The following is a 12,512-nucleotide window of genomic DNA, read 5'->3' on the forward strand; positions in this document are numbered from 1 at the left end:
GACAAACACCACTCGCCGAGCCTAGAACCAGCGCCGTTAGTGCGTGAAATCAGACCGATCCCGACGAGAACCAGCAGGTCACAGACGTGAGCCGTCAATCATCCCGAAAACGTGAGCCAACTCGGGTGGTCGGTCAGGCGGGGCCGAGCTCGGCCTCGAGGACCTCCTGGGTGACGCGCATCGCGGCGAGGGCGGCGGGGGAGCCGCAGTAGGCGGCCGAATGGATGACGGCTTCGGTGATCTCGGTGCGCGTCAGGCCGTTTCGGAGGGCGCCGCGGATGTGGCCGCGCAGCTCGTTCTCGGCGCGGAGGGCGATGAGCATGCCGATGTTGAGCAGGCTGCGGCTGCGGCGATCGAGACCGGGACGGGTCCACACCGCGCCCCACGCGTGCTCGGTCACGAACTCCTGCAAGGCCTCCGAATCCGTGCCACGGGCACGGTCGAACGCGCGCTCGACGAAGTCGTCGCCCATCACCTCCCTGCGGACCTCGAGTCCGGCCTCGAAACCGGGGGTGCGCTCGGCGTCGCTCATCGTACTGCTCCCTGTTCACACCGCCGAACGGTTCGGCGGCCTCGAGAATTCTACGACCGGCGCAGTACCGCCCGGAGGACACCGGTCGCGGTGGCTCCCAGGAAGGTGGCCATGTCGTAGTGGTCGCGCCACACCCGGATCCGTCCGTCGCGCACCTCGAACGTGCCGCACACCCAGAACGCGATCGACACCCGGCCCACCCGCAGCACGTCGGTGCGTTCGGTCAGCACCACGCCGTTCCCGTCGTCGGCGATGTGGTGCATCACCACGTTCAGGCCTACCGAGGGGCGGGACATTCCTTGGAGCGTGCGGCTGACCCTCGGGAGCCCGCGCAGCGTCGGCAGTCCGGTGTTGTACCAAGCGATTTCGGGATCGAGCAGCGCGACCGCGGTGGCGATGTCGGATGCCGCCAGTGCGTCGAGGAAATTGCGCACCACCGCGATCGCGGACTGGGAAGTGGTCGTGTCGGATGTGGTCATGATGCTCCCTGTCGTGTGAAGGTTCCCATGCCGTCGGAATTCCAGTACTCGAACGTCACCGCATCGGGGGTGAACGTCGCGGTCGAGATCGTCCCGTCCGGGGCGTTCTCGCCGGTGACTTCGAACGTGAACACGTCACCGTCCCAGTGGGTCAGCGGATAGGTCTGGCCCACCGGCCCGATCGTGAGCGCGAGGCTGCCGTCCCGCTGGTCGATGCGTGCCGGTCCGAAGTACGGATTGTCGTAGATCCCGGTGTACCGGTCGAGGGGCTTCGCCGGCGCCGGATCCGTGGGCGGCTCCTGGCCGACCAGCGAACCCTTCGGGTCGGCGTAGGCCGAATATGCCTTCTCGTACAGCCCCGCCCAGTCCTCGCGGATCTCCCCGAACTGCACCAGGTCGACGAACTCGGCATTGAGCGTGTCGGGGACCCCGATCGGCGCGGCGTTGGTGAGCGTGACGATCGCGACGTCGGCCGACGGCACCGCGGTGAACGCGGTGGCCGCGCCGAGTGCGAACGCCCCCGCGTGACCGACCGAGGTCCGTCCCGACGCGAGCGTTCCGACGTTGAACCCGTAGCCGTAGAAACCGCCGCGGCTGTCCGGGGTCGCGGGCGCACGCGACACCACCTGCGGGGACAGTGCGGGTTGCAGCGCCGACGCCTCGACGACGGTGCGCCCCTCGAACTGCCCGTCGGCGAGCAGCATGGTGAGCCATTTCGCCACGTCGTTCACCGACGAGGAGATCCCGCCAGCCGGCGATTGCTCGTCCGGATCGCGGACCTCACGCGCGACGTACTCGCCGTCGACCAGCATGTGCCCCGGCGCCCGGTTCTCCCGAGCGGTGAAATCGTCGAATCGTGAACTGGTCGAGCTCATTCCGAGCGGCTCGTACAGTACTCGCTGCGACAGGTCGGCCCAGTCCGCACCCGCCGCGTCCGCGACCGCCTGGGCTGCCGCGGTCACACCGAAGTTCGTGTAGTCGTAGGTGATACGGAAAGGCGAGAGGGGAAGCAGCCGCAGCCGTTCGAGAATCTGCGCGCGATCGTAGCCGAGATCCTCGAGGTCGTCGCCGGCGTGATCGGGCAGCCCCGAACGGTGTGCGTACAGGTCCCCGACGGTGACGTGTTCGGTGACGTACGGTTCGGCGAGCGCGAAGGTCGGAAGGTGCTCGATCACGGGATCGTCCCAGCCGACCACACCGGCACCGACCTGCTGGGCGACGACGGTCGCCCCGATCGACTTCGACATCGACGCGAGCTGGAACACCGTGTCGGCATCGACCGGCTCGTCGGAACCGGCCGCGCGGACACCGAAACCCTTCGCATACACGGTTTCCCCGTCGTGCACGACCGCGACCGCCATACCCGGGATCCCGGTGTGATCGAGCAGTTTCTGCGCGAGGCCGTCGAGCTGCGCGATCGCGTCGTCGATCTGCCCGTCCGGAATGGGAACTCCCGCAACCTGGTCGGGCGCGAGATCGGCGGTCTCGGAGGGCTGCGACGGGGGTCGGTCGCGATCGTTCGGGTCGATCGTGACGCAGCCGGTCGCCGTGGCCGCGAGAGCGAGCACGACACCGAGCGCGAAGCGAGGGAATGCACGCATGAGCGACCTTTCCGTCGGTCGGATGATAGTCCCGCGCGAGCCTGCCTGTCGGCGAAAGCGTACCCCCGGGTCCGGGAACTGCAACGATTCGGAGGAGTCTGAGCGGAATCGCGACGAGGCACGCGAGGGGATGGCAGCGTGCGAAGGGACGCATGCGTAGTGCACAGCCGTGTAGTTCAGCAGTGAGGAGTCAGCCGTGAAGGGAATCCCACGACGAGTCGCCACCACCGCCGCCGCGGTTGCCACCGTCGGGCTGGTGGTCGCGGGCTGCAGCGACGACAACGACACCACCTCCGAGAGCGCCTACCAGAGTGAGACCAGTGCCGCCGAGGCCGCGCAGTCCGCTGCGGAGTCGGTGGTGGAGAGCGCCCAGTCCGCGGTCGAGAGCGCTGCCGAGAGCGCCGTGGGCGCCGCCGAGAGTGCCGGGAACGAGATCGCCGGTGACGCGACCACCGTGGTGGCCGGCCCCGACGGTCAGGAATACGAGATCAGCGGCGCTGTCCTCGACAAGTACAACGAGACCGGGGGAGCGGCCGGTCCGCTCGGCCCGCCGACCGGAAGCCAGGAGAGCATAGGCGACGGCAGCATCGGCGAATTCGAAGGCGGCGTCATCGCGTGGAGTCCGGACACCGACGCCCACATCGTGGGGGGCGAGATCCGGGTCGCGTGGGAGGCCGCCGGTGGTGCCGCCGGCGAACTCGGCTTCCCCACCAGCGACGAACATCCCATCCCCGGTGGTGTGCAGAGCGATTTCGAGATGGGGCACATCACCTTCATCGACGGCAGGACCGAGGTCGTCACCGAGTAGCGTCCGTCGGTGTGCCGGGACGTTTGGCGTCTCCTGGGCGCGGGAAGCCGGTCCTCATGGCTACCTACAGAGTGATCAACCCGGAGGGCGAGGTCGTGGACACCCGCGACATCGAGAGCGCGGAGGACGCGCACGCCTGGTTCGTCGATCAGCGAGCCGACAACAGCGAACTCGGCTGGCGGATGGAGGCTCAGCACGAGGACGGCACGTGGCACTTCTTCGACGACACGGAGGGTGCGGCGCAGTGACGTGTGCGCCGCACCCGTCCTCGTCTAGGAGTCGCGCTCGACGTTCGTCATCGCGAGCACGTCGAGGCGCCGGTCCAGTTCCTCCTCGCTGAGGCCGTCGCCGATCAGACCCCGGTCCACGACGGTCTGTCGGATCGTCTTCTTCTCCTTCAACGCCTGCTTGGCGACCGCCGCGGCCTCCTCGTATCCGATCGCCGAATTCAGCGGCGTCACGATCGACGGCGACGATTCCGCCAGCGTCCGAAGGTGTTCGACGTTCGCCTCCAGCCCGGTGATGCACCGGTCGGCGAACAACCGGGACACGTTCGCGAGCAGGCGCATCGATTCGAGCAGGTTCCGCGCCATCACCGGGATGTACACGTTCAGCTCGAACGCCCCGGCCGCGCCGCCCCACGCGACAGTGGCATCGTTCCCCACGACCTGTGCCGCGACCTGCGTGACTGCTTCGGGCAGAACAGGATTGACCTTGCCGGGCATGATCGAGCTGCCCGGCTGCAGGTCGGGCAACCGGATCTCGCCGAGCCCGGTCAGCGGACCGGACCCCATCCACCGGATGTCGTTCGCGATCTTCGTCAGCGACACCGCGATCGTGCGCAGCGCACCCGACGCCTCGACGAGCCCGTCCCGCGCGGCCTGCGCTTCGAAACTGTCGCGGGCGGGACGCAGCTCGTCGATGCCCGTGGACTCGACGAGTTCGGCGACGACCAGCCGCCCGAACCCCTCGGGGGCGTTCAGCCCGGTGCCGACGGCGGTGCCGCCGATCGGCAGCTCTCCGAGTCGCGGCAGGCACGCCTGCACCCTTTCGATCCCGGCCTCGACCTGCCGGGCATAGCCCCCGAACTCCTGCCCGAGCGTCACCGGAACGGCGTCCATCAGATGCGTGCGCCCGGACTTGACGACGGTGCGCCACTCGGTGGCCTTCGCGGCCAGCGCGGCGTGCAGATGCTCGAGCGCGGGAATCAGATCGCGCACCGCGGCTTCGGTGGCGGCGACGTGCGTCGAGGTGGGGAAGGTGTCGTTCGACGACTGCGACATGTTGACGTCGTCGTTGGGATGCACCGTCACCCCGTTGCGGGCGGCGATCGACGCGATGACCTCGTTGGCGTTCATGTTCGAGCTGGTGCCCGAGCCGGTCTGGAAGACGTCGATGGGGAACTGGTCGTCGTGCTCACCGGCCGCGATCTCACCGGCCGCGGCGATGATCGCGTCCGCCTTGCCGGCGTCGAGCAGCCCCAGGTCCTTGTTGACCTGCGCGCAGGCCGCCTTGAGCAGGCCGAGCGCCCGGATCTGGGCGCGTTCGAGACCGCGACCCGAGATGGGGAAGTTCTCCACGGCGCGCTGCGTCTGCGCGCGCCACAGGGCGTCGACCGGAACCCGGACCTCGCCCATCGTGTCGTGTTCGATGCGGAACTGCGGTTCGCTGTTCTCAGTCATGAACCTCAGCTTGCCACCGAGGCGGCTTCGCCGCCGGTGTGTCGAAGTGGCGGTTCCGACCGCCACAAAGACACACCGGCGCGAAGCGCATTGTCAGGGCATCGGGGGCTGCGCGCCGTCGACACCGGTGAAGTTGATCGACGAGAACTCGTGCAGCTTCTCGAGGCGGTGGTAGGCCTCGATCATGCGGACCGTGCCGGACTTGCTGCGCATGACGATCGACTGCGTGGTCGCGCCGCCGCCGTAGTACCGCACGCCCTTGAGCAGGTCGCCGTCGGTGACACCGGTCGCGCAGAAGAAGATGTTCTCGCCGGTGACGAGTTCCTCGGTGGTCAGGATCCGGTCCAGGTCGTGGCCGGCGTCGATGGCCTTCTGCCGCTCGGCGTCGTCCTTGGGGGCGAGCTTGCCCTGCAGCGCGCCACCCATACAGCGCAGCGCCGCCGCGGCGATGATGCCCTCCGGGGTGCCGCCGATGCCCAGGAGCATGTCGACACCGGAATCGGGGCGGGCGGTCGCGATCGCACCGGCGACGTCGCCGTCGGAGATCAGGCGGATGCGCGCACCGGTCTCCCGGATCTCCCGGATGATCTCGGAGTGCCGCGGACGATCCAGGATCGTGACGGTCGTATCGGAGATGGTGCGATTCTTGGCCTTCGCGACGCGACGGATGTTCTCGGCGACACCCGCGGACAGGTCGATGACGTCGGCAGCCTCGGGACCCACGGCGATCTTGTCCATGTAGAACACGGCCGACGGGTCGAACATGGCGCCGCGCTCGGCGACCGCGAGGACCGCGATCGCGCCCGGCGCACCCTTCGACATCAGCGTGGTGCCGTCGATCGGGTCGACGGCGACGTCGCACAGGGGGCCGTCGCCGTTGCCGACCTCCTCGCCGTTGTACAGCATCGGGGCTTCGTCCTTCTCGCCCTCGCCGATCACCACGATGCCCTGCATCGACACCGAGCTGACCATGTGACGCATCGCGTCGACGGCGGCACCGTCGCCGCCTTCCTTGTCGCCGCGGCCGACCCAGCGGCCTGCCGCCATCGCCGCGGCCTCCGTGACGCGGACCAACTCGAGGGCGAGGTTGCGGTCCGGAGCTTCGCGGTGCGATGGGGTGGCCGTCATGGGCTACTGCCTCCTGATGCTGTCGGTCGACGCGGTGCGCCGGCACGAGGGACGGCCGTCGAGTCGCGCGGCCGCCGAATCCGATGGTGGTTCAGGCTGCAATTGTCTCATCAGCGCCGGTGCGGCGGAGGCTGGGACCCGGACCGGCCGCGGCCCGTTCCTGCGGAGGCTGTCAGACTGGACGCGTGGCTTCCGAGAAACCCCGCATCCTGAACGACGCCCGTGACATGACGTGGTCGCTCATTCCGCTCGTCCTGGCGTGCCTCGTCATCGCTGCGATCGCAAGCCAATGCTCGTTCAACCCGGGCGGTCCCACCGCGGGTCCGGTGCCGAGCTTCGACATCGATGCAGGTCTCGAGTACGACGCGAGGGAACTGGGATTCCCCATCCGGCATCCGCAGGTCCCCGAGGACTGGCAGGCCAACTCGGGCAGCCGCAGCATCATCACCGGCCAGCAGGGCGGCGACTCGAGCACGGTCGGGTTCATCACCCCGTCCGGCCGCTACGTACGCTTCACCCAGTCCAACGCCGGTACCGACGAGCTCGTGCGGTTCGTCGCGGGCTCGAGCCGGTTCGTCACCGGCACCGAGACCATCGACGGCCGCGACTGGACGGTGTACGCCGAGGAGGGGAGCGAGCCGCTGTGGGTCTCGGACTTCGGTGACGTGCGGATCCTGATCGGCGGATCCGGCGACGAAGCCGAGTTCGCCACGATCGCTGCCGCGGCGAACGCAGCGGAGCCGCTCACCCCGTAGGCCGCGACCGGGCCGGTCGGTTGTCCCCGACCGGTCAGTCTTCTTCGTCGTCCTCGCTGTGCGACAGGGCGTTCTCGACCCGTTGCCGAGCACCCGCGAGGTGCTCCTCGCACCGCTTGGCGAGCGCTTCGCCGCGCTCCCACAGCGCCAGCGACTCGTCGAGGTCCAGGCCACCCTGTTCGAGCATCTTCACCACGTTGACCAGTTCGTCGCGGGCCCTCTCGTAGCCGAGCTCCGCCACATCCGCGTTCGTGTCACTCACACCGTCATCCTCGTCGTCACTTCTCTCGTCCCATCACCGCGGCCCGCGCGGCACCGTCACCGACCCGGACCCGCAACTGGGTTCCCGGGGGCATCTCGTCGATCGACCGGACGACCTCCGGGTCGCCGTCGGGCACGATCCGCTGCACTACCGCGTAGCCGCGTGCGAGGGTCGCGGCCGGACCCAGCGTCGCCAGCCGGGCCCGCAGATGCTCGATCGTGGTGGCCTGCGCCGCCAGCACCCGATCGATGTCGCGGCGACCGGCCTGCCGTAACCGCTCGACCTCCTCGCCACGCTGATCGATCGCGCGCAGCGGATCGGCCAGGACCGGCCGGGACCGCAACTGTGCCACCACGTGCTCCTCGCGGCGCACCCAGTTGCGCAGCGCCGACGCGGCGCGCGCCCGCAGATCGTCGACGAGCGCCTGCTCGGCGGCGGCATCCGGCACGACCCGTTTGGCGGCGTCGGTGGGGGTGGCGGCCCGCAGATCGGCGACGTGATCGCACAGCGGACTGTCGGGTTCGTGGCCGATCGCGCTGACCACCGGGGTCGTGCACGCGACGATCGCGCGGCACAGCGTCTCGTCGGAGAACGGCAGCAGATCCTCGACACTGCCGCCGCCGCGGGCCAGGACGATCACGTCCACCGCGGGGTCGGCGTCGAGTTCGGCGAGCGCATCGAGGATCTGCGGTACCGCGGTCGGGCCCTGCACCGCGGTGTTGCGGATCTCGAACCGCACCGCGGGCCACCGGCGCTGCGCCACCGACACCACGTCGTGCTCGGCGGCGCCGCCGCGGCCGGTGATCAGGCCGATACGGCCCGGTAGGAACGGCAGCGGCCGCTTGAGCCGCGGATCGAACAGACCTTCCGCTGCGAGCAGCGCGCGCAGCCGTTCGATGCGGGCGAGCAGTTCGCCGATGCCGACCGCGCGGATCTCGGTGACACGCAGCGAGATGCTGCCGCGCGCCGGCCAGAACGACAGTTTCCCGAACATCACGACCCGCGCGCCCTCGACCAGCGTCACCGGCGAACTGTGGATCAGCTGCGGGGAGCACGTCACCGACAGGGACATGTCCACCGAGGGATCACGCAGGGTCAGGTACGCCGTGCGCGTTCCGGGGCGCACGTTCATCTGGGTGATCTGGCCCTCGACCCAGATCGTGCCGAGCCGATCGATCCAGCCCGCGACCTTCTGCGACACGGTGCGTACCGGCCACGGATTGTCCGCGGAGTTCGGTTGGGTGGTGGGATGCGCCGAGGTCACTTCGTGGTGGTGGTCGTGATCCGGTTCGACAACATCGTCACGAACGGCGCCCGCGCCCGTGTCGCGTTCTCGTAGTCGAGCAGCGCCGTCAGGTCCTCCACGGACAGGGTGCGCAGGCGCGCACGCAATTGCGCGAGGGTCAGCGAGGTGTAGTCGAGGTCCTCGACGATCCCGGGCACCTCGGTCTCCGCCGCGGTCGGGGCCGGTTTCGCGCTCTCACCCGGTTCCGGGGCGTCGGCCGCTTTCTCGGCCGCGGTTTCGGTCTCGACGGCCGGCGGCATGGAGTACAGCGCGAACCGGCCGGGCGCCTCCGACTGCTCCGCCCCGTTGGTGGCGGCGTTCGGTGCCGGAGCCTCGTCCTCGTCGAACACCGCCCACTCCGGGGTTTCCTCGGCTCGGGCGCCCAGCGCCTCGAACAGACGATCCCCCTTGATCGCGAGCGCGGTCATCGACTGCTGGATCCTCATCGTCGTCTGCAGGACCTGGCTGACCGTCGTCATCGGCAGCGCGAGGGCGGTCGACGGCAGCTTGAGTGTCTCTTCGTAGGCGGTGACGGCGACCCCGGCCGCCACCCGAGCCATGAACGGTGGACGGATCATGCCCCCAAGACTGCCTCACGAGCCCCACGATTGGTAGCCGAGGTGGGCCGTGACGGAAGCCGAGGCGGGCTCCGCCCCGCATCGGCCCGTACCCTGGAGGCATGTCTGCGCCTGTTCCACTCGAAGTCGGTATCACACGGTCGGCGGGGACCGCGTCCGCAGGGAAGCGGGTGTTGCTCGCCGAACCCCGCGGATACTGCGCCGGGGTCGACCGCGCGGTCGAGACCGTGGAGAAGGCGCTCGAGAAGCACGGCGCCCCGATCTACGTGCGGAAAGAGATCGTCCACAACCGGCACGTGGTGGACACGCTTGCCGAGCGCGGTGTCGTGTTCGTCGACGAAACCGACCAGGTTCCACCCGGATCGGTCCTGGTCTTCTCCGCACACGGGGTGTCCCCGGCGGTCCACCAGGCGGCCGCCGCCCGCGACCTGCACACCATCGACGCGACCTGCCCGCTCGTGACCAAGGTCCATCAGGAAGCCAAGCGCTTCGCCCGCGACGACTACGACATTCTGCTCATCGGGCACGAAGGCCACGAGGAAGTCGAGGGCACCGCAGGTGAGGCCCCCGATCACGTACAACTGGTCGACGGCCCCGACGCCGTCGACGCCGTCCGGGTCCGCGACGAATCGAAGGTGATCTGGCTCTCGCAGACCACGCTGAGCGTCGACGAAACCATGGAGACCGTGAAACGGCTGCGCGAGAAGTTCCCGCAGCTGCAGGACCCGCCGAGCGACGACATCTGCTACGCCACCCAGAACCGTCAGGTCGCGGTGAAGGCGATGGCTCCCGAATGCGATCTGGTGATCGTCGTCGGATCACGCAACTCGTCGAATTCGGTGCGCCTCGTCGAGGTGGCGCTCGGCGCAGGCGCGAAGGCCGCGCACCTCGTCGACTACGCGCGTGAGGTCGATCCGGCCTGGCTCGACGGCGTCGAGACCGTCGGCATCACCTCGGGGGCGTCGGTGCCCGAGATCCTCGTGCGCGGCGTGCTCGATCTGCTCGCCGAACACGGTTACCGCGACGTGCAGACCGTCACCACCGCCAACGAGACGCTGGTGTTCGCACTCCCACGCGAGCTGCGCGCAGCCAGGGCCAGGTAAGGCGGCTGCGCCGCCGGTGTGCCTTTGTGGCGGCCGGAGCCGCCAGAAGTACACACCGGCGCGAAGCGCAGCTCAGTCCTCGTAGCGGTCGCGGTAACGCACAGCGGGCGGCGGGTAGGCGGGGGTGCTCACCTGCGGTCGGGGCGTCGCGCGCGGCGGTGCCTGCCGCTCCGGCTGCGGCTCGCGGCGGCGCGGATCCGGTTCACGGCGCGGCGCCGATTCCGACCTCCGTGCGCGGGCGTCGTCTGCCGGGCGCCGCTGAACGGACGGATTGTCGCGGGTGTCGGCGACCTGCCGGACGGACGTCTTCGTCGGGTCGGCCGCCTCGCGCTCCCGGCGGGACCGCGCCGGATTCTGCGGGGCACGCTCCGCGCTCTGCCGGGTGCGGGCGGGTGCGGCCGCGGTCCGCGGCCGCCGGCCGGGTTCGTCGACGACCTCGCGACGGGGAGCGGTCGCGCTTCCGGATGCCTTCTGCTCGGCCGGGCGCGAGCTCCTGACCGCAGCGCTCCTCACCGCCGCGCCCTTCGAGGCAGCGCTCTTGGACGCAGGGCTCTTGGACACAGTGCCCTTGAATGCGGCGGGTCGGGACCTCTTCGCCCCGCCGGAACGATTCGCCGTCTCCTGCTGGGCCATGTAGATCCGGACACCACCGATGATCAGCACCGCCGCGGTGGCAACGAACATCGCGGGGAACCGGTTCACCAGCGGATACGCCACGTTCAGCGCGAGATCCCGCAGGCCGGAGCCGCTCGATTCGAACAGCAACTCCTGGGCGAGGGGAATCGCCGCCACCAGCAGCAGCGGAGGCTGTGCCATCGCGGTGAACACACCGCGCTGCTGCACCGCGACGACCGCGGCGATGCATCCGAGGACATAGAAGACGGAGAAGACCGTCGTCAGCTCGTCACCGCGGAACGAGTCGATCAACGCACCGAGCAGAGTCGCCCCGGCGGCAATGACGACGGCACCCCACCAGGGCACTCCGGGCATGGTCGGAGCGAGCGAGCGCATGTCGAGCGCCACCGCCGGGCGAGCACGTTGGGATGCAGACACACATAGACAGTAGACCCACCGACTCAGATTGCTTCGTCGACGGCACCGGCCGGATCCGGGTTTTCGGTCAGGGTGGCGCGCCGCGGCCACGCGTCGACCCGACGCACCTCGGGCACGTCGCCGTCGAAGATCTCCAGTTCGCTGAGCTTCCGGGCCGTCACCCCGACACGTGTCTCCATCGACGACACCGTCTGATTGAACGAATCGACCGCCTTGCCCAGTTGCGCGCCGAGCCGGTCGAGGTGACTGCCCACGGTGCCGAGCCGCTGATACAACTCGCGGCCGAGCCGGTGGATCTGCGCGGCGTCGCGCGACAGTGCCTCCTGCCGCCATGTGTGCGCGATGGTGCGCAGCAACGCCACCAGCGTCGTGGGTGTCGCGAGGATCACGTTCCGGCCGAACGCGTACTCCAGCAGACCCGAGTCCGCGGTGAGCGCAGCGTCCAGGAACGGATCGCCCGGCACGAACAGCACCACGAATTCGGGCGTCGGGTCGAACGACTCCCAGTACGCCTTCGCGGACAACTGGTCGATGTGGGTGCGCAGCTGCCGAGCATGCCGTGCCAGGTGCCGATCGCGTTCGGCGACGTCCTCTTCCTGCGCCGCGTCGAGGTACGCGGCGAACGGGACCTTCGCGTCGACGACGATCTGCTTGCCGCCTGCCAGGTAGACGAGCAGATCAGGTCGCACCCCCTCGGCGGCGACCTGCGTGTCGAAATCGCAGTGCCGGACCATCCCGGCCAGTTCCACCACCCGCTCGAGCTGGATCTCACCCCACCGGCCGCGGATCTGCGGGGCCCGCAGCGCCGTCACGAGCTGCTGGGTCTGCTGCGACAGCGACAGCGACGCCCGGTGCATGCCCTCAACCTGCTCGGTCAGACCGGCATACGCGTGGACCCGATTGCGTTCGACGTGCTCGACCTGACGGGCCAGCGCGCCCACCGCCTCCTGCAGCGGCCCCACCAGCCGCGACACCTGCTCGCCGATCGCGCCGGACTGCCGGCGCGCCGCGTCCTCGCTGACCGCGCCGAGCGACTGCCGCAACTGCGTCTCGTTGTCCCGCAGCGCCGCGAGCTGCGCCTCGGCGCGCGCGGTCCGGTCGCCGATCCGCGACGCCTGCGCCAGCCACCCCAGCCCGAACCCGAGAACGAGCGCCACGATCAGCCCGAGTGCCGTGAGAGCAGTCATGAGGCGGATGATGCCGCACGGGACCGACATGCGCGGGGCACTCACCCCGAACCGGACGT

14 protein-coding genes are annotated in these 12,512 nt (G+C 69.5%); 4 read left to right on the forward strand and 10 right to left on the reverse strand.

The features are described from left to right. Window positions 1-133 precede the first annotated feature (133 nt). The 3 genes from M1M07_RS08320 to M1M07_RS08330 are packed head-to-tail and all read right to left on the reverse strand — an operon-like array spanning window position 134 to window position 2,612. Complete coding sequence (locus M1M07_RS08320) at window positions 134-532, reverse strand: carboxymuconolactone decarboxylase family protein (RefSeq protein WP_197257209.1); 399 nt, start codon at window positions 530-532, stop codon at window positions 134-136. Between the two features lie 50 nt (window positions 533-582). Continuing rightward, window positions 583-1,011 carry a limonene-1,2-epoxide hydrolase family protein gene (locus tag M1M07_RS08325; protein ID WP_248673855.1) on the reverse strand — a complete coding sequence of 143 codons (429 nt, stop codon included), beginning with the start codon at window positions 1,009-1,011 and terminating at the stop codon, window positions 583-585. Further along, window positions 1,008-2,612: a serine hydrolase gene (locus tag M1M07_RS08330; protein WP_248673856.1), complete on the reverse strand. Its 1,605-nt coding sequence runs from the start codon at window positions 2,610-2,612 to the stop codon at window positions 1,008-1,010. Before M1M07_RS08330 ends, M1M07_RS08325 begins: the two co-directional genes overlap by 4 nt. A gap of 196 nt (window positions 2,613-2,808) precedes the next feature. Between M1M07_RS08330 and M1M07_RS08335 the strand changes: the two genes are divergently transcribed. Together M1M07_RS08335 and M1M07_RS08340 are read left to right on the forward strand one after the other, a co-directional pair. Then, on the forward strand, window positions 2,809-3,420 hold the full coding sequence (locus M1M07_RS08335; RefSeq protein ID WP_248673857.1) for an esterase: 612 nt from the start codon (window positions 2,809-2,811) through the stop codon (window positions 3,418-3,420). A gap of 56 nt (window positions 3,421-3,476) precedes the next feature. Beyond that, a complete protein-coding gene (locus tag M1M07_RS08340; RefSeq protein ID WP_197257199.1) occupies window positions 3,477-3,668 on the forward strand; it encodes a hypothetical protein in 192 nt (63 codons plus the stop codon). A 24-nt stretch (window positions 3,669-3,692) separates the two neighbouring features. Here the strand turns inward: M1M07_RS08340 and M1M07_RS08345 are convergent, their stop codons facing one another. Together M1M07_RS08345 and glpX are read right to left on the reverse strand one after the other, a co-directional pair. Next, on the reverse strand, window positions 3,693-5,102 hold the full coding sequence (locus M1M07_RS08345) for a class II fumarate hydratase (RefSeq protein WP_197257197.1): 1,410 nt from the start codon (window positions 5,100-5,102) through the stop codon (window positions 3,693-3,695). 93 nt (window positions 5,103-5,195) lie between these two features. Beyond that, window positions 5,196-6,230: a class II fructose-bisphosphatase gene (gene glpX / locus M1M07_RS08350; RefSeq protein WP_197257195.1), complete on the reverse strand. Its 1,035-nt coding sequence runs from the start codon at window positions 6,228-6,230 to the stop codon at window positions 5,196-5,198. A gap of 185 nt (window positions 6,231-6,415) precedes the next feature. Between glpX and M1M07_RS08355 the strand changes: the two genes are divergently transcribed. Further along, on the forward strand, window positions 6,416-6,985 hold the full coding sequence (locus M1M07_RS08355) for a DUF4245 domain-containing protein (protein ID WP_197257193.1): 570 nt from the start codon (window positions 6,416-6,418) through the stop codon (window positions 6,983-6,985). 34 nt (window positions 6,986-7,019) lie between these two features. On the opposite strand, the gene M1M07_RS08360 is transcribed toward M1M07_RS08355, so the two are convergent. From M1M07_RS08360 to M1M07_RS08370, 3 genes are read right to left on the reverse strand one after another with little or no spacing between them, the layout of a single operon-like run. Then, window positions 7,020-7,247 (reverse strand): exodeoxyribonuclease VII small subunit, encoded by a 228-nt coding sequence (locus M1M07_RS08360; RefSeq protein ID WP_197257191.1) that lies wholly within the window; start codon window positions 7,245-7,247, stop codon window positions 7,020-7,022. Between the two features lie 16 nt (window positions 7,248-7,263). After that, window positions 7,264-8,511 carry an exodeoxyribonuclease VII large subunit gene (gene xseA, locus M1M07_RS08365; protein WP_197257189.1) on the reverse strand — a complete coding sequence of 416 codons (1,248 nt, stop codon included), beginning with the start codon at window positions 8,509-8,511 and terminating at the stop codon, window positions 7,264-7,266. Continuing rightward, window positions 8,508-9,110 carry a lipid droplet-associated protein gene (locus tag M1M07_RS08370; RefSeq protein WP_248673858.1) on the reverse strand — a complete coding sequence of 201 codons (603 nt, stop codon included), beginning with the start codon at window positions 9,108-9,110 and terminating at the stop codon, window positions 8,508-8,510. Before M1M07_RS08370 ends, xseA begins: the two co-directional genes overlap by 4 nt. 101 nt (window positions 9,111-9,211) lie before the next feature. Between M1M07_RS08370 and M1M07_RS08375 the strand changes: the two genes are divergently transcribed. Next, entirely contained in the window at window positions 9,212-10,213 is a 1,002-nt protein-coding gene (locus M1M07_RS08375) for a 4-hydroxy-3-methylbut-2-enyl diphosphate reductase (protein ID WP_248673859.1), read from the forward strand. Window positions 10,214-10,285: 72 nt separating this feature from the next. Here M1M07_RS08375 and M1M07_RS08380 read toward each other — a convergent pair whose 3' ends face one another. Both M1M07_RS08380 and M1M07_RS08385 read right to left on the reverse strand, forming a co-directional pair. Next, window positions 10,286-11,266, reverse strand: coding sequence for a DUF6542 domain-containing protein (locus M1M07_RS08380; protein ID WP_308200786.1), 981 nt, complete (start codon window positions 11,264-11,266; stop codon window positions 10,286-10,288). A 23-nt stretch (window positions 11,267-11,289) separates the two neighbouring features. Beyond that, a complete protein-coding gene (locus M1M07_RS08385) occupies window positions 11,290-12,453 on the reverse strand; it encodes a DNA recombination protein RmuC (protein WP_197250443.1) in 1,164 nt (387 codons plus the stop codon). Between the last annotated feature and the right edge of the window lie 59 nt (window positions 12,454-12,512).

The sequence above is a fragment of the Rhodococcus sp. HM1 genome, from assembly GCF_023218075.1.
GTDB lineage: Bacteria > Actinomycetota > Actinomycetes > Mycobacteriales > Mycobacteriaceae > Rhodococcus.

Bases quoted from the DNA above. Each gene is read 5' to 3' on its own strand.
- M1M07_RS08345 (WP_197257197.1), bottom strand. From the start codon at position 5,102: ATGACTGAGAACAGCGAACCGCAGTTCCGCATCGAACACGACACGATG.
- M1M07_RS08340 (WP_197257199.1), top strand. From the start codon at position 3,477: ATGGCTACCTACAGAGTGATCAACCCGGAGGGCGAGGTCGTGGACACC.
- M1M07_RS08320 (WP_197257209.1), bottom strand. From the start codon at position 532: ATGAGCGACGCCGAGCGCACCCCCGGTTTCGAGGCCGGACTCGAGGTC.
- M1M07_RS08370 (WP_248673858.1), bottom strand. From the start codon at position 9,110: ATGATCCGTCCACCGTTCATGGCTCGGGTGGCGGCCGGGGTCGCCGTC.
- M1M07_RS08385 (WP_197250443.1), bottom strand. From the start codon at position 12,453: ATGACTGCTCTCACGGCACTCGGGCTGATCGTGGCGCTCGTTCTCGGG.
- M1M07_RS08325 (WP_248673855.1), bottom strand. From the start codon at position 1,011: ATGACCACATCCGACACGACCACTTCCCAGTCCGCGATCGCGGTGGTG.
- M1M07_RS08375 (WP_248673859.1), top strand. From the start codon at position 9,212: ATGTCTGCGCCTGTTCCACTCGAAGTCGGTATCACACGGTCGGCGGGG.
- glpX (WP_197257195.1), bottom strand. From the start codon at position 6,230: ATGACGGCCACCCCATCGCACCGCGAAGCTCCGGACCGCAACCTCGCC.
- M1M07_RS08330 (WP_248673856.1), bottom strand. From the start codon at position 2,612: ATGCGTGCATTCCCTCGCTTCGCGCTCGGTGTCGTGCTCGCTCTCGCG.